Raw genomic sequence first — 20,467 nt, 5'->3', positions numbered from 1 at the left:
TGCACAGGGGCTTATGGGTGGGTAAGCCGCTGCGGGTCGAGTAGCCGTGTTAACTCGTCGCGCGATAGCTCAGTTTCTTCGGCGGCGACCTCCAGAATGTCTCGCTGATCACGATAGGCTTTTTTGGCGATCTCGGCGGCTTTACTGTAGCCGATAATGGCATTGAGGGCGGTGACTAAGATCGGGTTTTTGGCCAGCGGCTTTTGAATATTATCGTGATTGACGCGAAACCCGGCGATGGCCTTATCGGCGAGGCTGACCGCGCTGCCGGTCATTAACTGGATGGATTGAATCAGGTTGCTGCCAATCAGTGGCAACATCACATTTAACTCAAAGTTGCCGGCGCCGCAGGCATTGTTGATCGCGACATCTAGCCCCTGTACCTGGGTTGCGGCCATGGCGGTGGCCTCGGGTATCACGGGATTTACTTTGCCGGGCATGATGGACGAGCCCGGCTGCAGCGAGGGCAGGCTTATTTCGCCGAGGCCGGCGAGCGGCCCCGAGTTCATCCAGCGCAAATCATTGCTGATTTTGAGCACGCTTACCGCCAGAGTTTTAAGGGCGCCCGAGAGGGCGGCCAGATCGTCTTGCGCACCAATTTTGGTGAACGGTTGCTCCACAGGGGTAAAGGCGATGCCGGTGTCCTCACTTAAGCACCGTGCGAAGGTGGCGGCAAAACCCGCCGGGGTATTAATGCCAGTACCAACTGCGGTACCGCCTTGAGGCAGCTGACTGATCTCGTTTAAGGCGGCACTTAGGCGCTGGCGGTTGGCCTCAATTTGGCTTGCCCAGCCCGATAGGACCTGGCCAAAGGTGACTGGCATGGCATCCATTAAATGAGTGCGGCCGGTTTTAACCACCTCGGCAAGCTCGTTGGCACGGGCGGTGATAGCGTCGTGCAGCTGATCTAGTGCCGGCAGTAGCTGGTGGGTAATAAGTGTCGCGCAGGCGATACGGATACTGGTGGGAAACACATCGTTGCTGCTCTGGCTGCAATTGACGTGATCATTAGGGTGAACGTCAATATTGGCCTCGGCGCACAGGTGGCTAATAACCTCGTTGACGTTCATGTTACTACTGGTGCCAGAGCCCGTTTGGTAGATGTCCACCGGAAAATGCTTAAGGTGCTTGCCTTGTAGTAGGGTGTGGCAGGCGGTTTGAATGGCACCGCCGCGGGCAAAGTCTAGCGCATCGCTCTCTATGTTGGCCCTAGCGGCGGCGTGCTTGACCTGAACGATGGCTGCCAGTAAAGGCGCGGGCAGAGGGCCACCACCCAGCGTAAAATTATCGACGGCCCGTTGTGTTTGGGCGCCATAGAGCGCATCTTGTGGCACCTTGACTTCACCAAGGCTGTCACTTTCAATACGAACCGCGTTGTCTGAGTGGTTGGCAGAGTCAAAAGAATCCATATGGGCGTCCTATCTACAGTAAAATGGGCAATTAACTTACTGTAGCATAACCGTTTTAGCGTTTTGCAAGGTGTCGCGCGTCAAAGAGTTGGTTGTTTATGAGCACAAAATTTAAGGTCCACAGTCAGTACCAGCCCGCCGGTGATCAGCCGAGCGCGATCGCCGGTTTAGTCGATGGTATTGAGTCGGGTTTGGCGCATCAGACGTTGCTGGGTGTGACGGGCTCGGGTAAAACCTTTTCCATCGCTCACGTGATTGGCGAAGTGCAGCGGCCGACGCTGGTGATGGCGCACAACAAAACCTTGGCGGCGCAGCTGTACGGCGAATTCAAAGAGTTCTTTCCCGATAACGCGGTCGAGTATTTTGTCTCTTACTACGATTATTATCAGCCAGAGGCGTACGTTCCCTCATCGGATACCTTTATCGAGAAAGACGCGTCCGTCAACGATCATATCGAGCAAATGCGGTTGTCGGCAACCAAGGCCTTGATGGAGCGTAAAGACGCTATCGTGGTTGCCACTGTATCAGCGATTTACGGCCTGGGTGATCCCGAGTCTTACTTAAAAATGGTACTGCATCTTGTGCGCGGCGATCGTATCGATCAACGTAAATTGTTGCGCCGTTTAGCTGAGTTGCAATATACCCGCAATGATATGGATTTTCAGCGTGCGACCTACCGCGTGCGCGGCGATGTGATTGATGTGTTTCCGGCCGACTCTGACATGGAAGCGGTACGGATTGAATTGTTTGATGACGAGATCGAGCGAATTTCAATTTTTGATCCGCTTACTGGCGAGGTTTTGCAAAAAGTACCGCGTATGACGATTTATCCAAAATCGCATTACGTAACGCCACGGGAAAAAATTCTGGCGGCGGTTGATGATATAAAAGCAGAGTTGACCGAGCGTTTAAAACAGCTGCGCGAAAACGATAAATTAGTAGAGGCGCAGCGGTTAGAGCAGCGAACCCGCTACGATTTAGAGATGATGCAGGAGCTGGGTTATTGCAACGGAATCGAAAACTACTCGCGTTATTTGTCCGGTCGCGACCCGGGTGAGGCGCCGCCGACCCTGTTTGATTATTTGCCCAATGAAGCGTTGCTGGTGATCGATGAGTCCCACGTGACGATCCCGCAAATTGGCGCTATGTACAAAGGCGATCGTTCGCGTAAAGAAACGTTGGTGGAGTATGGTTTTCGGTTGCCATCTGCGCTGGATAACCGACCTATGCGTTTTGATGAATGGGAGGCGCGCGCACCGCAAATGATTTTTGTCTCGGCCACTCCCGCCGCCTACGAGGCAGAGCACGCCGGGCAAATTGTCGAGCAGGTTGTTCGGCCTACCGGCTTAGTCGACCCGGTGATTGAAGTTCGCCCGGCTACCACCCAGGTGGACGATGTGTTGTCGGAGTTGCGCGCGCGGGTTGAGCTTGAAGAGCGAATCCTGATTACCGTGCTGACTAAGCGGATGGCCGAGGATTTAACTGAGTATCTGGCTGAGCACGGCGTACGCGTGCGCTATTTACACTCAGATATCGACACGGTCGAGCGAGTAGAAATTATTCGCGATTTGCGCCTAGGTGAGTTTGACGTACTGGTGGGGATCAACCTGCTGCGTGAAGGCTTGGATATGCCCGAGGTTTCGCTGGTGGCGATCTTAGATGCGGATAAAGAAGGCTTCTTGCGCTCCGATCGCGCCCTGATTCAAACCATTGGCCGGGCGGCACGTAACTTAAACGGCAAGGCGATTTTGTATGCCGACCGTATGACGGGCTCGATGCAGCGCGCCATCGACGAAACCGACCGGCGCCGTGAAAAGCAAATTGCCCACAACCTTGAGCATGGCATTACCCCGCAGGGCATTAAGAAAAACGTTGCCGATATTATGGAGGGCACTCAGATCCCGGGGGCGAAAAGCAAGCGCAAAGGGGCGGGGCGAGGTAAGAAATCCGACGTTATTGAGTTGCCGGCCGATGGCGACGTTTGGAAACAAATTGAAAAGCTCGAAGCTCAGATGCTGGGAGCCGCGAAAGATTTAGAGTTTGAGCGCGCCGCCGAGTTGCGCGATCAAATTAACCGCCTTAAAGAGGCGGGCATTTGATCGCGTTTTAACGCTATAAATCGGTAACTAAACGAATACCTACGTCTTCATGGTAGGTGTGCTGTGGTTGAAACTGGCGCGTATAAGTGGTGGTTTCGGCCGCGTCAGATTTTAGCGAGCCGCCGCGTATTACCCGCGCCGGGCAGTTGGCTTGATCGTGGGCATCGGCCTTGTTGCTGGCACCTTGGTAGCTGTCGCTATAGCAATCGGCGACCCACTCGGAGACGTTACCGGCCATGTCGTAGATACCAAAATCGTTGGCCTTAAAACTGCCCACTGGCGCGGTTTTGCCGCTAAAAAATCCGGTAAAATCGCTGTCGCAATCGCGCCGGCAATTGGCGTTACCGCTCGCATTTTTTACCTCGTTACCCCACGGGTAATCGCGTTTCTTTCCGCTTTTGGCAACGTATTCCCACTCCGCTTCACTGGGTAGGCGATAGTGCATATCGCTTTGCTCGCTGAGCCATTTTGCATACATGTCCGCTTCTTCCCAGCTTATATTAATCACCGGGCGGTCGCCGCGGCCCCAGCGATTGTCGCCGGGTAACGGCATGCCCTTGTGTTTGGCGAAACGCTCGTATTCACTAAAGGTAACCTCGTGCTGGCTTACGGCAAAACGTTGGTTGATTGTGACGGTGCGCGTAGGTTGGCTGTTGGCGTCTGGCCCACCCATAGAAAATCGGCCCGCGGGTACGACAACCATGGCCGGCCCTTTACCACCGCTGGCTAGAGTACTACTAAAAATGCTGCCAACGGCGCGCTGTTCGATTAGGTTAACGGTTTTGGTCAGGGGTTGCTCGCCCAGGGTCACCCAGTGCAAATATTTACGGTAACCGGGAGCGGTTACTTCAATGTGATACCGCCCGGGTTTTAGAGCAATGCCCGGTGTGTATTTTGCGCGAATGTTCATGATGCGGATGCGCGCATCTTGTGGCTCAGGGGTTACCGTTAAGCTAAATTTAGCCGCCGAGCCCGATGTGGCTTCACTGTCATCCTCGGCGATCTGTGGTTCATCATCTACCGATCGACTGCTGCTTTGTGTGTCAGGTTCTGAGTGGCCGTGCGCACCTTGGTGGGACAAACTCGCCGACGATAAGCTCGACGTCATTGTGCTACTGCTGGTTGAACTCACGGCCGAGCTTGCGCGCGTCGCGGTGGGCAACATAACCCTTGGATCATTGTTGGCCGCCTCTAAACTGCTTGCGAGTGTAGTCGCGGGCGGTGCTTTCGTGATGTGGCGTTCTGTAGGCGGCGTTCCCGAGTTATCACTCACCGTTGGGTTGGTGTTTGGCTGGTGGTTGGCTTGCGATGATTGCGCCGACGAAGAGGTTGCGACAGCGACTGAAGGCGTCTTTGCACTCGCCATTTTTATGCCTTCTTGGGGCTCGGACGGGTTTGTGCCAAGCCATGCCAGTAAGACTAAGCCCAAAAGAAACACCGATGCCGCGCCGGCCGCCAGTAAGCGATGTTGCGCGGGCATCGCAAATAACCACTGCAGTTTGCCCGGTTGCTTGACGGTTTTTTGCAGCCGAGTGGCGACTAACGTGTTTTGCCGAGTGGAGAAGTCACCTAGTGCAGTGCTCTCGTGGGGCGCTTGATAAAAACCTTGCTGCCGAGAAAATCGTAGGCCGCGAACGTTGCGCCAAACGCTTTGACAGGCAGCGCTAACACCGGCCGCAAGGCGCCACCAAATTGTTTGGGTTAGGGTTTGCAGTTGTTGGCTGAGGTTTTGGTTGTCGCTTTCGCTGTCGCCAAACTCGCGCATTTTTAATTGCAGCATCTCGATGTCGACGACCAGTTCACGCCCGCTTTGGTAGCGTTTGCCCGGCTCTTTATCGAGCAATTTATCGAGAATATCTTGGTAGCGGCGGTATTGCGTGGGCAGTTTTGGCAGTGGTGATGCCAGATGTTTTAGGGCGATAGCCACGGCCTCGTCGCCTTGGTAGGGGACGGCGCCGGTGAGCATCTCATAAAACACAATCCCCAAACTGTATAGGTCAGAGCGGCCGTCTGAGTGCTTGCCCCGGGTTTGTTCGGGGCTCATGTAGTGGGGGGTTCCCACCACCGTGCCGGCGTGGGTTGCCCGCGGCCCACTGTTGCGTGCCAGTGCGACACCAAAATCGGTTAATACCGCCGAGCCACCGTCGCGAAACAAAATGTTCTCAGGTTTGATATCCCGATGGATGTATCCTTTTTCGTGGGCGTGATCGAGTGCCGAGGCCATCTCGCGCAAAATCTCGAGCGCGGTGTCGGCACCAATGCCACTGAGCATTTTGTCGTGAATTGAGCCGCCGGGCAGGTAGTCCATGGCGATATAGTTAAGGTTCTCGTGGCGGCCGATGTCGTAAATCGAGACGATGTTGGGGTGCGACAGTTGCCCCACAATGTTGGCTTCGCGCTGAAACCGCTCACTAAAACTGGGGTCGCCATTCAGCGCCGGCGACATCACCTTGAGCGCGACCACGCGGCCGACACTTTCTTGGATAGCCAAGTACACAGTGGACATGCCACCGTGGTTGATTTTGCGAATAATTCGATAGCCGGGAATATACATGGGTGTATCAGTACAAAGTCCAGTAGAGCAGGGCGACCAACAAACCAATGGCGGCCAAATAGATAACAGTATCGAGGCGCCGGCTGTGACTAAATACGGGCACCCAGTGGGATAGTTTTTGTAAAAGTGTTGGTGAGTGTTGTGGCGCGGCGATTACTTGGACCGTAATATTGTCTCGGCCGCCGGCGCGCAGCGCCGCTTGTACGAGCTCGCGGGTGGCATCGCGGGGCGTTTTACAGCGCTGTAAAACCTGGGCAATGTCACTGTCGCTCAGCTCATCCGTTAAGCCATCACTGCATAGCAATACCCACTGATCTTCTTGCCAGTGGCGCTCGACGTGATCGACGGTGACGTCGTCCAGCTCTTGTGAGCCCAGGCATTGCGTGATGATGTTGCGATCGGGGTGAGTTTGCGCCTCGGTCTCGGCAATGGCACCGGACTCTAACAACATTTGCACGTAGGAGTGGTCGCGGGTAAGAAGCTCTAGCTCATCGCTGTTGCGGCTGTACAGATACGACCGGCTATCGCCTACCCAGGCGATTTGATAGTGCTCACTGGTACTGCGCAACGCCACCACGGTTGAACCCATGCCCTCGGCCCCAACACCGCGACTGACGGCATTCAGTACCGCCTGATGCGCCGCCTGAATCGAGTCGAGCAGCGGCATTGTGGGTGCTTGCTCAAGGGTCTGGCGAACGATATCGCTGGCCACTTCACCGGCTTCGTGGCCCCCCATGCCGTCTGCCACCATCCACAAAGCGTGCGCAGGAAGACTTAAATAGCAGTCTTCGTTATTGCTGCGCTTGCGCCCCGGGTTGGTAACGGAGCTGGATTCCAAATCCTGTATGGGTGTTTGCTTCATCCTGATTTTGGGCCTTAGACCTCGGGTCGAGCGTTGCTTGTGGTTATTATCGTAATGTCTCGTTGTGTGCCTGTTGGGTTACGCGCTTGCTGCGCTACGGCCCGTGAGTATCGCACTGGGCCGTAGGGCGTTCGCTATGGGATAAGTCACAGCGATCGTGAAACCTCGCATTAATGGCTCAATAGTAGAACAGCTCGGCGGTAAAAACCACGACCAGTGCACTGGTACTTCGTTAAAGGGTTTTAATCGTTAAGCCCAACGCGATAAGCGCATCTTTATTGGCGGCATTAGAGATAACCGCAGTACTGGCATTATCCGGTTGTAAATACGCCTGTGCGACCCGCTTAATGTCCTCAATGGTGACCTGCAGTACCCGTTGGCGGAACTGTTCGCGCCGCTCGCGAGTGCGCTCGAAGAGTTCGGCCTGGAAGGTCTGTTTTGCCTCCCCAGCCGGCGAGGCGGGTTTGTCGATACTGCTGATCACGCCCAAGATTGATTGCTCCACCTCGCTTGGGTCAATGTCCTGTTCTTGCAGCCAATTCAGGGCTTTGTCAAAGTCGTCTAAGGTTTCGGTTAAGCGCGGATCGCGATAGGAGAAAAAGCGAAACACACCATTGCTGTTGTCCTGGCTGGCACCGCCGCCGTATGCGCCGCCCCGTTCGCGAATAGCGCGATGCAGGTAGGCATTGCGCAGTACTCCGCTTAACACGGTTAACGGCGCCGCGTCTGGGTGGTCGGCGCCAACCGTAGGGTAGGCTTTTGCACAAAAATTAACCTGGGTGTTGGTCAGCCAAGCTTCGCGCACTGGATGACTCACCGCCGGCAGGTTGAGCGGTGCAAAGCTCGCTTGAGTGGCTGCGGGCCAGTATTTTTCTAGCAGCTGACGGTAGTGGGGCAGCTGTTCATCCTCACCGACCAGCAAGAACTGACGCGGTGCATGCTTAATACGAGTGTGGATTGCCTCTAGCGCGGCGCTCAGCGATTCAAGTGCGGCGGGGTCGGCCAGCGAGTCATCCAGCGCCATTAGTTGTGTTAAACCACCCAAGCCGCCCAAGTCATGGTTGAGCTTGGCGCCCGGCGCCATGCCGGCCGAGGCGGCGGTCATGGCGAGTACATGGCCGCTACCGGGTACACCTTGCTCGCGTCGGGCGCGCGCCTGGGCCACCAGTTCGCGCAATCGATCGTGCTCGTCAAAACGCGCTTGGCTGAGTGTACTGTGGATAAGCTCAGTGGTCAGCTCGGCATTTTTGGCCAGCGCTTTGGCGGACACAATAAGATAGCCATCAAGGTTTTGCGGGTTGCTGCCGGTGCTGCGAATGGCCGCCTTGGCGGTTAGTGAGCCTACTCGCTGCGCCTGTAAATTTTGTACCGCAAGATAGTCCAACGTACCAAAACCGACTTCGGTTAACGCCAAGGCGTAAACCGGTAGCAACTGCAGCTCCTGCTCGCTTAACTCGGGAAGCTTAATCACCACTTGTTGATACAATAAGCCGTTGGTGCCGGCGCCGTAACAGCGTAAGTGGTACCCGGCGATGCTCTCGTGGGTGCCGGCGGTATAGTGCATATCGACGGGGATGTCCGCGAGTGTGACTTGCGGCAGGATGCTGTCGTCCTCTTGCAGCTCTTGGCGCGCTTCTAAGGCTTTTGCCTGGGTGATAATAGCCTCGCGTTCGGCGTCGCTCAGTTGGCTTTTGATGGCCGATAGCTTAGCGCGCTCGGCCTCATTGGCGCGGGCGGCCATATGGGCATCGGGGCGCAGGGTAAGGGTTACCCTGTGGGTGTTGTCCAGCAGCCATTCGCGCACCCGACGCTGAATAAAATCGGGCTCAAGCACCGTTTTGCGCACGCGCGCCAGCGCCGACTCTAAATCCAATTGCGCGACGGTATCGCCCCGGTGAGTGGCGGCGGTTAAGGCCGTCATAATCAGTTGCAAACCGTAGGGAAAGCCATCGCCGCCGACTTCGCGCTGGGCTAGTTCTAATTGGTGCAGCGACGACTCTATCTGCTCTCTAGGTACACCGTTGTTTGCCACCTCGGTTAAGGTGTTGAGAATAAGTTGTTCGACATCTCGGGTGCTATCGGCCGCGCAGCCTTCTAAACCGCAGGCAAAGCTCATCTCAAACTGACTGTCGTCCAAGCCGCACAGCGGCGAAGGCGCTTGCCCCAGCTCGCTTTGTTCTAGTGCCATGGTCAACGGCGAGGCGCTGTTGTCGAGCAAGATACTCACCAACAGGTGGGTTTCTAACGCGGTTTCTAAATCGGTTACTTGCCCCAGTAGCCAACCCATGACGACGTGGGTTTTGTTGTCTTTTGTTTCCGCTTCCGCGTCGCTGGCCTCGAGCGGGTAAGCATCTTCAACCCGGATTGGAGCGTGCATACGTTTCTCGGGTTTGACGGCAATGGTGTTGTCCAGAGCGTCAAACTTTGCCAGCGCTTGCCGGTGGAATTTTTCTTGGTGCTCGGCGGCGGGAATATCGCCATAGGTCATAAAAACGGCGTTACTGGGATGATAGTGACGCTTATAAAAAGCTTGCAGCCCGTCGTAGGTGAGGTCGGGGATATGCGCCGGATCGCCGCCGCTGTTGTGATGATAGGTGCTGCTCGGAAACAACAGACTGTCGAGTTTTTGCCCTAGCTGGGCGGGCACGGAGCTCATGGCGCCTTTCATCTCGTTAAATACCACGCCTTTGTAGGTTAGTGGTGAGTCAACATCGTTTGCATCGGCAAACTCTAAACGGTGTCCCTCTTGAGCAAAATCCAAGGGGTCGAGGCTGGCAAAAAAGACCGCATCGAGGTAAACATCGAGCAGGTTGTTAAAGTCTTTGCGGTTTTGGCTGGCAAAAGGGTAAGCGGTCCAGTCGGAGCTGGTGAAGGCGTTCATAAAGGTGTTCAGCGAGCGCCGTGTCATCATAAAAAACGGGTCGCGCACCGGGTAGCGCTCACTGCCACACAGGGCGGTGTGTTCTAAAATATGAGCCACCCCGCTGGAATCGTCGGGTACGGTGCGCAGTGCCACTAAGAACACGTTCTCGTTGTTGCTTGAGGCCAGATGAATGTGTTGCGCGCCAGTCTGGCGGTGGCGGTATTCTTCCACGGTAAGGTTTAAAGACTCTAACGGTTTACGACGCAGGAGCTCAAACTCGGGGTGTTGATGTGTGGTCATAGAGTACTCAATGTTGGTGACCTGCCAGCGTTAACGCCGGTTGGGGTCAAAGCTTACAAGATGGTTTATATAGTCATCGAAGGCGCGTAGCGCTTGCTCACACAGGGCCGGGCTGGCCTCCAGTTGCTGCAAAGCGTAACAACTTGCCTCGAATGTGGAAAGCTGATCGTGGTCGGCGGCGGTTCGTATGCGGTAGCGGCTGGCGGGTATTGTGTCTAACTGGAGACGCGCCAGTGTGCCTAACCAGGGGTTTAAGTGGAGCATTTTACGGCTTTTGCGCCAAGTCGCGTCAATCACAATCAGGCGCTTAATGTGGTGATTTTGCTTGGGCGATACCGGCGGTTGCGTAGTTAAGCGGTTAGAGGTTGGCTGCTCGGGGTAAAGCAGTGCGGTGTCACTGAGATCGGTTGTGTTATCAATACATTCCGCAACGATCAGCTCGCTTGACGCTAAACACTGGTGCAGTAGCTCGCCAGTATTTTTTGGGTGGCCAGATTCATCTGGGTGTTGCAGCAGTATTATCTGGGTGTGGTTGGCAATTGGCCGGATATAGCGACAAAAACAGCGCGCCTTGGGCCTTTTACAGTTCGGGCAAAGTGCGCGCGCCATTAAGAGCGTGGCAACGTGGGCAATGGCTCGGGCGAGCCGCTGGCAATAAGCGCCTCTTTGGCGGCTCTGGCGAGTTTTTTGATGGCCGCTTCGCGGGCGCTGGCATCCGCCCGGTTGTTAAACGATTCCAGGCGACACAACTTCACAGGTTTACAGGTTCGAAAAAACCGTGCGCCGCGCACACCGCTGGTATGCTCCTGCCAGCGGCGGGCGATATCGGTAGTAATGCCGGTGTACAGCTTGTTGTTGTCACTTAAAATAATGTAGGTGTACCACATGGGTTGTTGGGCAGTTTTAAGGCTGTTATCTAGGGTATAATCGCGCCATTATAGCCCGACGCGGGCATCAAACGGTACCGTCTTCTAATGCCTGTCCAGCCTACTTCACACGATCGCAATTTTGACGATTTGGCCGAGCGCTTTACCCGCAATATTTACGGTGGCCTGAAAGGCCAAATACGGCTGGCGGTACTGGCGCGGGATTTTACCGATGTGTTGCCTATTGCCCCCTACGTGCCGTTAACGCCCGATAAAACCTTAAATATTCTCGATGCTGGTGGTGGTCAGGGGCAATTTTCGCTGCCGCTGGCGGCGGCGGGGCACTCTTTAGTGTTGTGCGATATCTCGGCCAATATGCTGGCACTGGCGCGCCGCCGCGCTGTTGAGTTACAGGCAACGGATCGGGTGCGACTGCTGCACTGTCCGGCGCAAAGTGTCTCTGAGCATTTAACGGATTGCGCGCCGCAGTTTGACTTGGTGATTTGCCACGCTGTAATTGAGTGGGTGACAGAGCCTTTTGCGTTACTCGATAGCGTGCTGCAGCAGCTTCGACCAGGCGGGCACTTATCGCTGATTTTTTATAATAAGCACGCGTTAGTCTACAAAAACCTCCTGCGGGCAAACTATAAGAAGGTCAAAAGCGAGGACTATCGCGCTCACCGTGGCAGCTTAACGCCGACCAACCCACTTACGCCCGAAGCGCTGCTAAGCTATTGCGCGAGTCGCGATCTGGATGTGCTGTGCCACAGCGGGATTCGGGTTTTTTACGACTATATTTTAGACCCGGAGCGACGTGAGCGGGAGGCAGAGTCGGTCTTGGCGCTAGAGCAAAAACTCTCGCGCGAGCTACCTTACCGGGACTTGGGTCGCTATATTCACTTGCTGCTTAAGAAAAAGAAGTAGCGCTAGCCGAGCGCCTTGATAACGCAGGTTTTCGCTGAGTTGATGCGGGAGGCTAAGTAATCGTTGCCGCCCCGATCCGGATGCAGTTTTTGAATCAGCCGTTTGTGCGCTGCCTCAACTTGTTCGACGGTGAGTGAGCCGGCCTGATACGCGTCTTTTATTCCCAGAGTCAGTAATGCCTCATCTAGGCTAATATTGCCGCTGGCAGTGTTGGGGGGCGGTGTTTGCGCCGCGCGGTGACGGTGCAAAAACGGTAAAAATTGCGCCGCAAGATTAAACAGGCCCTTAGCCACTGGAATTAAAGCGCCCAGTAATGCGCCTAACCAGTGAATTCGGCCGGTTAAGGCTAAAAATATCAGTGTCCCGACCAGCAGAGTAAACAGCACCCGAAGAACCATTTTGCGCTGTTTGCCCGGTGGTAACTTGCGCAACCAAGAAACCCCAAAAAACAGCAGGGCCAGCAATAAAACAATAGGGATTAATCGAAACACCGTCGGCTCCATCGGCAAGGTAAACGCTCTGAGGCCAATGTGGCCGCTGCCTGATTTTATCACTCTTTAGCGCTGGGAGCGAAGTTAAGGGCACCGGCGGGTCGGTAAATATCGCGTGGCTAAGCGATTTTCGTTATGCTTTGAGCGAGTCTTGGAGGCGTGTGCAAGAAAAGACCCGGCGGCGTACTGGCCGTCACAAAATCATAAGGTTGTATGGTATGGCGATAAAAAAGGTGTCGGCGATGCAGTTCGGGGCGACAAAGGTGTATACGCAGGTGTCGGGCGTCGGTCGCTGGGTAGTGGTTGCGCTTGTGTTGACACTTGCGGCCTGTGGTGGCTCTGGAGGCGGAAATGATGGCTCGGTTTCCAGCGGTTCGCGCTCATCAGTTGCTGAGCCCCCCAGCAGCGCGTCCAGTTCAAGTGCCTCATCTGTCAGCAGCGATAGCTCGTCATCCAGTGTTTTGTCGAGCTCTTCGTCGTCTTTTAGCTCGCTGCCAGATTCAGTGCAAATTACCGGCACCGTTAGTTATGACTATGTGCCCGTAAGTAAAACAGCGGGACTAGATTATGCCGCAACCGTTGCCAAAGCCGTGCGCTTGGCGCGCGTGAATTTAGTTAACCAAGTTGGCAGTGTAATTGCGACATCACAGACAGATGAATCGGGAAAGTACACGCTGCAAGCGCCAACGAATACGGAGGTTAAAGTTCAGGTTGAGGCGTTAAGTTTTGCCGATGCTGCTGCGCAATGGGAAGTTCGCGTTGAAGACAACACCGCAGGCGATGCACTTTATGTGCTGGAGGGGCAGTTACGCACCAGTGGCGCAGTAAACTCCCAGCGTGACTTGCACGCAGCGTCAGGGTGGACCGGGAGTGGTTATACCGAGCCGCGGGCCGCCGCACCGTTTGCGATTATGGATACGGCGTATCAATCAATACAAAAACTCGTCGATGTCGATGCAAATTTAGCCCTACCGCCAAGTGTCTTCCGCTGGTCTGTTAACAATAGCGGGGCCAGTGGCGATTTGCCAGCGGGCGATATTGGCACCAGCTTTTACAATGGTGAGGCTGTTTATATTTTGGGGCAAGAGGACTCAGACACCGATGAGTATGACGCCCATGTTGTGGCACACGAATGGGGCCATTTTCTGGAGTTTCAGGTAGGTAGGCGGGCCGACTCTATCGGCGGCAGTCATCAGGGAGCGGATAAACTCGATATGCGTGTTGCATATTCTGAGGGCTTTGCCAACGCCATTGCCGGGTATGTATTGGCGGACCCCGAGTACCGGGATACCTCCGGAGTGGTGCAGCGTTTTGGGAGTGGCTTTGATATCAACCGAAAAAATGTATCAAACCCGGGTTGGTATAGTGAATCCTCCATTCAGAGTATTTTTTATCACCTGGCGGAGTCAGGGGCTTTTGCGCAAATATATGGCGTTTTGAGCGATAGCCTTTACGTGGCCAATTCAGCATTTATGACTATTTTTAGTTTCGCCGATATTATGCAGACGCGATATCCGTCGGTGTTTTTGCGATTAGATGATTTAATGGATGAGCAGCGCATTGACAGTCGCGATCAGTACGGTGCAGGGGAAACCAACAATGGTGACACCGAGGACGTTTTACCCCTGTACATTGACGTGGTGGCCGATGGCAGTATTGTCACCGCCTGCAGCACGCAAGAAAATGGCACCGACAATAAGTTGGGCGTACACGCGTTTTTAAAGACTACGGCTTTTACCAGTGGTCGCTACCAATTAAACGTAAAAAATAACGGTGATCGTGCTGAGGCTACTGATCCAGATGTTATGGTTCAGCGTGGCGGGCAGCTCTGGCGTGGAACAAGCGCTATGGTTGATCAGGAAGTGGTCGACTTGAGTCTGCAAAGCGGTTCGACTTACGTGATTTCGGTTTACGATTATAATACACACTCGGGCGTACAGCAGGCTGATTATCAGCCTGCGTGCTTTGATGTTTCACTGACACCCCAATAGGATTTGGCATGACAAATTATAAATGGTTAACGATGACTTTGTGCCTTGCACTGTTTCAGGTGGGGTGCGATAAACCGCACGAGACTGCTGCCGTTGCTTCTAGCTCAGTTGCTAACGCCACCGTATTATCGGTGGCACCGGCGAACCGTGTAAGCGCCAAGCCGAGTTTGCCCGTCACAGTGGTGGCGGCGCGACAGCAGGTGAATGTGAGTGAAGTAACCCGTGTTGATTTGGCGTTAAAAACGTCGCTGTCCACTGGGCGTTTTGATGTGCGCATTACGCCAGACGTCGGTTTGGTTGTGGTTTCTGGTGAGCTTGAGCAGCAGCTTACTATCAGCAATGCTGAGGTGTTGCCGATGAGTCTGGAGCTTCGCGCCGATCAACCGGGCAAGTACTACGTTAATATCGAAGTGGTCAGCCCTGAACAAGTGGAAGGTTTAAATCGACGCACCTTGGCGGTGGTGGTAATCGCTGGCCGTGACGGAACAAAAACGCTATCGGCAGATTCAAAAGCTGAACCTAAAAAACATGTATTGCCCGCGCAAGAAACGGTTCAGTAACGGGCCACTTAATACGACGTTTGATATGGTCGTTGTGGTTGATTATTAATACGCAAAACTATGTTTGAGACAGAGGATGCAATGGCGCAATATCGTCTAATAGCAGAATGGGAGCCGCAAGCGGCCGTCATGCTTACCTGGCCACATGCTGCTACTGACTGGGAGCCATTGCTGGAAGCAGTGACTCAGCTTTATACCGAGCTTGCCTGGCACATCTGCCGCTTTAGCAGTGTGTTAATTGCCGCACCAGGGTCGATTCACGCTGATATTATTCAGAGGCTTGTCGAGCGCGGCGTGCCTCGTCACAAAGTACAACTTTACGCGGTTGCCAGTGACGATACCTGGGCCCGTGATCACGGCCCACTCAGTGTGAAATGTGGTGATCGGTCGCAGCTGTTGGACTTTCAGTTTAACGGCTGGGGAGGCAAGTTTGACGCGTCCCAAGACAATGCTATATCCAAGGCGTTAGCGAAGGGTGGTGCGTTTAATGTACCGCTGGAGAGTATTGATTTTGTGTTAGAAGGTGGGGCCATCGAAACCGATGGCGAAGGCACCTTAATGACCACTCGCTCGTGTTTGCTGAACGCCAACCGCAATGGAGGTATTAGTCAGCACGAGGTCGAGACAGTACTGCAGCGCTATTTTGGTGTGAGCAAAATCAATTGGCTCGACCACGGGTTTTTAGAAGGCGATGATACCGACAGCCACATAGATACGTTAGCGCGTTTGTGTCCGGGGCAACGCATTCTGTACGTCGGCTGTCCGGACGAGCGAGATGTGCACTATGACGCTTTGGCAAAAATGAAGCAGCAGCTGCACGAGTTTCGTGATGCTAACGATCGGCCGTACGAGTTAATCGAGCTACCTTGGCCGCAGGCGGTCTATTCGGCTAATGGCGAACGCTTGCCGGCAACCTATGCGAACTTTTTGATTTTAAATGGCGCGGTTCTGGCGCCCATTTACCAAGATCCGGCCGATGCGCTAGCGCTGCGTAAAATTGGCGAAGCATTTCCGGGCTACGAGGTTATTGGTATTGATTGCCGAGTTTTAATTGAGCAACACGGCAGCTTACATTGCATTACCATGCAGCTGGCGAATCTCGAACCATCCACTAAACCACAAACTGAAGGGGCTTTTTAGCGTGAGTGTATTAACGGTCGGTGTGGCGCAACACACCTGTAGTAATGATCTTGCGGCTAACCTGGCAACCAGCATGGCGGCGATTCGCGACGCGGCCGCACAAGGCGCCAAGTTGGTGGTACTGCAGGAACTGCACCGTGGTTTGTATTTTTGTCAGCGCGAAGATGTTGATGAGTTTGACTTGGCTGAAACTATCCCCGGTCCAAGCACTGATGCTTTAGGTGCGTTAGCGCGTGAGCTGGGTGTGGTAATTGTCGCTTCTTTATTTGAAAAACGCGCTACAGGTTTGTATCACAACACAGCGGTGGTGCTGGAAACCGACGGCAGCATCGCCGGTGTCTATCGCAAAATGCATATTCCGGATGACCCGGGGTTTTACGAAAAGTTTTACTTCACGCCGGGGGACTTGGGGTTTACGCCTATTGATACCTCAGTAGGGCGCCTAGGCGTGCTGGTATGTTGGGATCAATGGTTTCCCGAGGCGGCACGCTTAATGGCAATGGCTGGCGCCGAGCTGCTAATTTACCCCACAGCGATCGGTTGGGATCCGACGGACGATAAGCCTGAGCAAATGCGGCAACGCGATGCTTGGGTAACTGTGCAGCGGGCGCATGCGGTGGCAAATGGTGTTCCGGTTGTTAGTGTCAATCGGGTAGGTCACGAAGCCGACCCAGAAGGCGGAGCCGGCGTCCAATTTTGGGGTAATAGTTTTGTTGCTGGGCCGCAAGGCGAGTTTTTATTAGAGTTGGGTGTCGAACCCACCACTGCGGTGGCCAGTATTGATATGCAGCGCTCAGAAAACGTGCGTCGTATCTGGCCATTTTTACGCGATCGTCGCATCGATTTTTATGGCGACCTCACCAAACTCTACCGCGATTAGCCTTAGGCAGGAGTTATTTTGGCCGATACTGACCAGTCTGTTCCTCTCTGCCCGGTTAATGAGCCACGCTGCGAGCATCTTGATGAACTAATGCAGTTGCGCCAACAAGTGGGCAACTTAAAACGCGAAGCGCGTACCGATGCACTGACAGGCTTGTTTAATTATCGTCACTTTGACTTAGTACTAAACCAAGAAATGGAGCGAGTGCGACGCAGTGGCTTGCCGATGGTGCTGGTGTTGTGTGATGTGGATCATTTCAAATCGTTTAATGATACCCATGGCCATGAAGCCGGTAATGCTATGTTGCAACAGGTGGCTCGCATTATTGATCAGCAATTGCGCCAATTAGATACCGCCTGTCGCTATGGCGGAGAGGAGTTTGCACTAATTTTACCCGGCACCTCAATGGCTCAGGCCGCTGGCGTGGCGGAGCGTATCCGCACGACGGTCGAGCAGGCAACACTTGAGCTGGCCTCGGGGGAAAAAGTAACTGTCACCCTGAGTATGGGGCTCGCAAGTTTTACCAGTGCGCGTACCATACCGTCATCAGAGCTGGTAGCGCACGCTGACCGGCAGCTCTATGTTGCAAAAAGTGCTGGCCGCAACCGAGTCGCGACGCCAGAGTACCGAGAGGCGGCAGCAAAAACTGCACCCTTGGTTACGGCGGCCGAAAAAGCCGCGCTGTTTTCGTCCGGTACGAGCGATCAACAAGGCGAGTAGCTATCGTCGTTGGCTGCTGGCATAACCTAACCGCACACGTAAAAATGCTTAAATGAAATTATCAGGAGTCTTCAATGAGTTTCCCTAAACTGGGTAATTTAGCCCCAGCGCTTACCTTGCAAGATCAAAATGGCGATAAAGTTAGCTTAAAAGACTTTCGCGGCAAGAAAAACGTGGTTTTGTATTTTTACCCCAAGGCGATGACGCCGGGTTGCACGGTTCAGGCTTGTGGTTTGCGGGACACACAAACCGAGCTCGATGAGTTGGATGCGGTGGTGCTGGCGGTGAGCCCAGATCCGGTGGCAAAACTGGCAAAATTTGTCGATAAGCATCAACTTAATTTTACGCTGCTGTCCGATGAAGACCATGCCATTGCCGATAAGTACGGTGCCTGGGGGTTGAAAAAGTTTATGGGGCGCGAGTTTATGGGCATATTGCGCACCACGTTTTTTATCAATAAAGAGGGCCGGTTAACGCATATTTTTGATAAGGTCAAAACCAAAACACACGACCAGGACGTGCTGGCTTATCTAAGCGGGCAATAATGGGGCAATCGGGAGGCTAATCTCTGGCAATATGTGACTCGGTGCAAAAAATCATCTGATAGTCGCGAAGAGATTAATAATAATACGCCAGATAGCCTATAATCTCGGTTCGTAGGCAGGCGCGAGCGCCTGAGCGTGTAGCCCCTTATAGCAGATCCATCTATTGGCGCCTGTTTCGGCACTATAGAAATCTTAAAGTATCGGGGAAACACATTGCCAGCAGTGCTGGCACCCTTTATATTAATGTCTGCCAATTAACAAGCGTCGCCAAAGGTAGGCACTAACCAAGGCCCGGCACAAGGAGAGCCTAATGATTCAACTACAGCGACTTAATCCCCAAGTGACAGATGAGGATGGATTTGCCCGATCCGGAATCCGCTCGTACCATGAATATGTCGTGTTGGCGAAGTTGCCAGAGGTTGAAGGGGTTTCCGATCGAGTGCTGGAAGCCCTGCAAAAACGAGTGGGTCATGCACCGATGGCAATTGAGCATATCGCCGATGACCTAAACCTGTCCAAGCGTACATTACAACGTCGCTTACAGCAGCAGGGCGCGAGTTTTGCTCAGCTGCGTGATAGTTTGCGCTTTCACTATGCTATTAAATACCTTATTGACGATCATATGAGCGTTGATTCGGTGTCGTCGTCCCTCGATTTCTCGGATCGAACCAGTTTTACCAATGCTTTTAAGCGCTGGACGAATCTGTCCCCCAGTGTATTCCGCAAGTTGTTTCGCGATTACGCTTAATCCCGCTCTGCCAAGGCTGCCCAAGGGCAGCCTAGCCCTGTATTTATCCTCTCTCGACGTTGGCAAAATCTGCCAAACACGGTAGAGTTACGCCTCTTTTAAGCTAATGAGGTTTTCCCTATGGGATTTTTTGTACAGTCCGCTTGGGCACAAGGTCAGGCAGCTCCGCAAGGCGCACCTATGTACGTTAACTTGCTGATGTTTGGCGGCCTGTTTCTGTTTATGTATCTGCTGATTATCCGTCCGCAGCGCAAGCGTCAAAAAGAGCACAAAGACCTGGTTTCGAGCTTAAAGAAAGGCGATGAAGTCCTGTTAACCAGCGGTATGCTGGGTAAAGTGCTTAAAGTCGACGAGAACTATATTGTGCTGGAAACCGGCGCGAATATTGAACTGAAGTTTCAAAAATCAGCGGTTCACGCGGTGCTGCCTAAAGGTACCATTAAGTCTATCTAAAGGAGCCTGCGCCTTTGCTGCAGCTCTGATAGTGTAGGGCCAGTTGTATCGTTAAAGAACGGAGAACACCATGCCAGATGGCTTAGCGTACCCCGATCGGATTTCACTGGCCCAACTTCCTACCCCGTTGCAATGTCTCTCTTATCCCGCTGTTAGCGAGCGCCGTTTATGGTGCAAACGCGATGATCTTACCGGCTGCTTGTTAAGTGGTAATAAGGTTCGCAAACTCGAGTTTGTACTTGCCGATGCGCTGGCGCAAGGCGCGGATACGCTTATTACTTGTGGTGGCTTACAGTCTAACCACTGCCGGGCGACAGCGTTGCTCGCCGCGCAGCTTGGGCTTGGTTGCCAATTGGTGTTGCGCGGCGAGCAGCCGCCCATTGCCGATGGTAATTTGCTTTTGAGCCAGTTAGCGGGCGCCGATGTTAGCTGTTACCCCGTGCGTCGCTACCATCACCACTTACCTGAATTATTACATGAGCACGCCGAGCGTTTGCGCAACGCCGGCCGCAAGCCCTATATTATTCCTACAGGCGCCAGCGATGGTGTTGGCGTGTGGGGTTATATCGCTTGCGCACAGGAGCTTGCGGTCCAGTTTAACGCTGAGGCTATTCGCGCACCGCTTGTGGTGTGCGCGGCAGGCTCTGGCGGAACCCTAGCCGGTTTGGCGGCGGGCTTATCGCTTTATTGCCCCGAGGCGCAAGTGCTCGGAGTAGCCGTGTGTGATGATGCTGACTACTTTTACCGCCGGGTGCACGAGGACCTGAGCGCGTGTCGCGATCGCTACCCAAGTTTTGGTTTAATTGAGCCGAAAAACTTTACGGTGGTCGATGATTATATTGGCCCCGGCTACGCCCAAGGTTACCCCGAAGTGTTCGACACTATTGCCACCTTAGCCCGTCATACGGGGGTGGTGTTGGACCCGGTCTATACCGCCAAGGCATTTTATGGAATGCTGGAGCAGCTGCGCCTAGACAAATTTAGCGCTCGCGATGTTGTGTTTGTGCATACGGGCGGTATTTTTGGCATCTACCCCGAGCGCACGTCATTGTCGCGCTGAAC

Annotated in this window: 18 protein-coding genes; 11 read left to right on the top strand and 7 right to left on the bottom strand. The window is 53.9% G+C overall.

What is annotated here, in order from left to right:
- Positions 1-11 precede the first annotated feature (11 nt).
- Complete coding sequence (locus tag ACGHAD_RS09445) at positions 12-1,409, bottom strand: class II fumarate hydratase (protein ID WP_382415441.1); 1,398 nt, start codon at positions 1,407-1,409, stop codon at positions 12-14.
- A 98-nt stretch (positions 1,410-1,507) separates the two neighbouring features.
- On the opposite strand from ACGHAD_RS09445, the gene uvrB reads away from it, so the two are divergent.
- On the top strand, positions 1,508-3,508 hold the full coding sequence (uvrB, locus tag ACGHAD_RS09440; RefSeq protein ID WP_339615108.1) for an excinuclease ABC subunit UvrB: 2,001 nt from the start codon (positions 1,508-1,510) through the stop codon (positions 3,506-3,508).
- A 13-nt stretch (positions 3,509-3,521) separates the two neighbouring features.
- Here the strand turns inward: uvrB and ACGHAD_RS09435 are convergent, their stop codons facing one another.
- The 5 genes from ACGHAD_RS09435 to ACGHAD_RS09415 all read right to left on the bottom strand — a co-directional run bounded on the left by ACGHAD_RS09435 (position 3,522) and on the right by ACGHAD_RS09415 (position 10,974).
- Positions 3,522-6,062 (bottom strand): bifunctional serine/threonine-protein kinase/formylglycine-generating enzyme family protein, encoded by a 2,541-nt coding sequence (locus ACGHAD_RS09435; RefSeq protein ID WP_382415443.1) that lies wholly within the window; start codon positions 6,060-6,062, stop codon positions 3,522-3,524.
- A gap of 7 nt (positions 6,063-6,069) precedes the next feature.
- On the bottom strand, positions 6,070-6,924 hold the full coding sequence (locus tag ACGHAD_RS09430; protein WP_339615110.1) for a protein phosphatase 2C domain-containing protein: 855 nt from the start codon (positions 6,922-6,924) through the stop codon (positions 6,070-6,072).
- Between the two features lie 232 nt (positions 6,925-7,156).
- Positions 7,157-10,087: an insulinase family protein gene (locus tag ACGHAD_RS09425; RefSeq protein ID WP_382415446.1), complete on the bottom strand. Its 2,931-nt coding sequence runs from the start codon at positions 10,085-10,087 to the stop codon at positions 7,157-7,159.
- A gap of 30 nt (positions 10,088-10,117) precedes the next feature.
- Entirely contained in the window at positions 10,118-10,696 is a 579-nt protein-coding gene (locus tag ACGHAD_RS09420) for a tRNA-uridine aminocarboxypropyltransferase (protein WP_339615112.1), read from the bottom strand.
- Positions 10,696-10,974, bottom strand: coding sequence for a GIY-YIG nuclease family protein (locus tag ACGHAD_RS09415; RefSeq protein ID WP_339615113.1), 279 nt, complete (start codon positions 10,972-10,974; stop codon positions 10,696-10,698). The genes ACGHAD_RS09420 and ACGHAD_RS09415 overlap by 1 nt, the downstream gene beginning before the upstream one ends.
- An 87-nt stretch (positions 10,975-11,061) precedes the next feature.
- On the opposite strand from ACGHAD_RS09415, the gene ACGHAD_RS09410 reads away from it, so the two are divergent.
- Positions 11,062-11,877, top strand: a complete 816-nt coding sequence (locus ACGHAD_RS09410; protein ID WP_382415448.1) for a methyltransferase — start codon at positions 11,062-11,064, stop codon at positions 11,875-11,877.
- Between the two features lie 2 nt (positions 11,878-11,879).
- On the opposite strand, the gene ACGHAD_RS09405 is transcribed toward ACGHAD_RS09410, so the two are convergent.
- Positions 11,880-12,368, bottom strand: a complete 489-nt coding sequence (locus tag ACGHAD_RS09405; protein ID WP_382415450.1) for a molecular chaperone DnaJ — start codon at positions 12,366-12,368, stop codon at positions 11,880-11,882.
- 218 nt (positions 12,369-12,586) lie between these two features.
- Here ACGHAD_RS09405 and ACGHAD_RS09400 point away from each other — a divergent pair, with 218 nt between their 5' ends.
- From ACGHAD_RS09400 to ACGHAD_RS09360, 9 genes are all read left to right on the top strand, one after another.
- Positions 12,587-14,359, top strand: a complete 1,773-nt coding sequence (locus tag ACGHAD_RS09400; protein WP_382415452.1) for a hypothetical protein — start codon at positions 12,587-12,589, stop codon at positions 14,357-14,359.
- 8 nt (positions 14,360-14,367) lie between these two features.
- The gene (locus ACGHAD_RS09395; RefSeq protein ID WP_382415454.1) at positions 14,368-14,919 is read left to right on the top strand and encodes a hypothetical protein; all 552 of its coding nucleotides are present in this window, start codon (positions 14,368-14,370) and stop codon (positions 14,917-14,919) included.
- Between the two features lie 60 nt (positions 14,920-14,979).
- The gene (locus ACGHAD_RS09390) at positions 14,980-16,059 is read left to right on the top strand and encodes an agmatine deiminase family protein (RefSeq protein WP_382415456.1); all 1,080 of its coding nucleotides are present in this window, start codon (positions 14,980-14,982) and stop codon (positions 16,057-16,059) included.
- Position 16,060: 1 nt separating this feature from the next.
- Positions 16,061-16,939 (top strand): carbon-nitrogen hydrolase, encoded by an 879-nt coding sequence (locus tag ACGHAD_RS09385; protein WP_382415458.1) that lies wholly within the window; start codon positions 16,061-16,063, stop codon positions 16,937-16,939.
- 18 nt (positions 16,940-16,957) lie between these two features.
- Positions 16,958-17,659, top strand: coding sequence for a GGDEF domain-containing protein (locus ACGHAD_RS09380; RefSeq protein ID WP_382415460.1), 702 nt, complete (start codon positions 16,958-16,960; stop codon positions 17,657-17,659).
- A 74-nt stretch (positions 17,660-17,733) separates the two neighbouring features.
- A complete protein-coding gene (gene bcp, locus ACGHAD_RS09375) occupies positions 17,734-18,204 on the top strand; it encodes a thioredoxin-dependent thiol peroxidase (protein ID WP_382415461.1) in 471 nt (156 codons plus the stop codon).
- Between the two features lie 310 nt (positions 18,205-18,514).
- On the top strand, positions 18,515-18,952 hold the full coding sequence (locus ACGHAD_RS09370; protein WP_041523159.1) for a helix-turn-helix domain-containing protein: 438 nt from the start codon (positions 18,515-18,517) through the stop codon (positions 18,950-18,952).
- Between the two features lie 120 nt (positions 18,953-19,072).
- The gene (gene yajC, locus ACGHAD_RS09365) at positions 19,073-19,405 is read left to right on the top strand and encodes a preprotein translocase subunit YajC (protein WP_339615122.1); all 333 of its coding nucleotides are present in this window, start codon (positions 19,073-19,075) and stop codon (positions 19,403-19,405) included.
- 70 nt (positions 19,406-19,475) lie between these two features.
- A complete protein-coding gene (locus tag ACGHAD_RS09360; protein WP_382415464.1) occupies positions 19,476-20,465 on the top strand; it encodes a D-cysteine desulfhydrase family protein in 990 nt (329 codons plus the stop codon).
- The last annotated feature ends 2 nt before the right edge of the window (positions 20,466-20,467 follow it).

It is taken from the genome of Gilvimarinus japonicus, from assembly GCF_042847215.1.
Classification (GTDB): Bacteria; Pseudomonadota; Gammaproteobacteria; order Pseudomonadales; family Cellvibrionaceae; genus Gilvimarinus; species Gilvimarinus japonicus.
The sequence above is the reverse complement of the archived record's forward strand: the minus strand, read 5'-3'. Positions and strand labels throughout refer to the sequence as shown.

Excerpts from the sequence above, each read along its gene's own strand:
- ACGHAD_RS09445 (WP_382415441.1), bottom strand. The coding sequence starts at position 1,409 with ATGGATTCTTTTGACTCTGCCAACCACTCAGACAACGCGGTTCGTATT.
- uvrB (WP_339615108.1), top strand. The coding sequence starts at position 1,508 with ATGAGCACAAAATTTAAGGTCCACAGTCAGTACCAGCCCGCCGGTGAT.
- ACGHAD_RS09435 (WP_382415443.1), bottom strand. The coding sequence starts at position 6,062 with ATGTATATTCCCGGCTATCGAATTATTCGCAAAATCAACCACGGTGGC.
- ACGHAD_RS09430 (WP_339615110.1), bottom strand. The coding sequence starts at position 6,924 with ATGAAGCAAACACCCATACAGGATTTGGAATCCAGCTCCGTTACCAAC.
- ACGHAD_RS09425 (WP_382415446.1), bottom strand. The coding sequence starts at position 10,087 with ATGACCACACATCAACACCCCGAGTTTGAGCTCCTGCGTCGTAAACCG.
- ACGHAD_RS09420 (WP_339615112.1), bottom strand. The coding sequence starts at position 10,696 with ATGGCGCGCGCACTTTGCCCGAACTGTAAAAGGCCCAAGGCGCGCTGT.
- ACGHAD_RS09415 (WP_339615113.1), bottom strand. The coding sequence starts at position 10,974 with ATGTGGTACACCTACATTATTTTAAGTGACAACAACAAGCTGTACACC.
- ACGHAD_RS09410 (WP_382415448.1), top strand. The coding sequence starts at position 11,062 with ATGCCTGTCCAGCCTACTTCACACGATCGCAATTTTGACGATTTGGCC.
- ACGHAD_RS09400 (WP_382415452.1), top strand. The coding sequence starts at position 12,587 with ATGGCGATAAAAAAGGTGTCGGCGATGCAGTTCGGGGCGACAAAGGTG.
- ACGHAD_RS09395 (WP_382415454.1), top strand. The coding sequence starts at position 14,368 with ATGACAAATTATAAATGGTTAACGATGACTTTGTGCCTTGCACTGTTT.
- ACGHAD_RS09390 (WP_382415456.1), top strand. The coding sequence starts at position 14,980 with ATGTTTGAGACAGAGGATGCAATGGCGCAATATCGTCTAATAGCAGAA.
- bcp (WP_382415461.1), top strand. The coding sequence starts at position 17,734 with ATGAGTTTCCCTAAACTGGGTAATTTAGCCCCAGCGCTTACCTTGCAA.
- ACGHAD_RS09370 (WP_041523159.1), top strand. The coding sequence starts at position 18,515 with ATGATTCAACTACAGCGACTTAATCCCCAAGTGACAGATGAGGATGGA.
- yajC (WP_339615122.1), top strand. The coding sequence starts at position 19,073 with ATGGGATTTTTTGTACAGTCCGCTTGGGCACAAGGTCAGGCAGCTCCG.
- ACGHAD_RS09360 (WP_382415464.1), top strand. The coding sequence starts at position 19,476 with ATGCCAGATGGCTTAGCGTACCCCGATCGGATTTCACTGGCCCAACTT.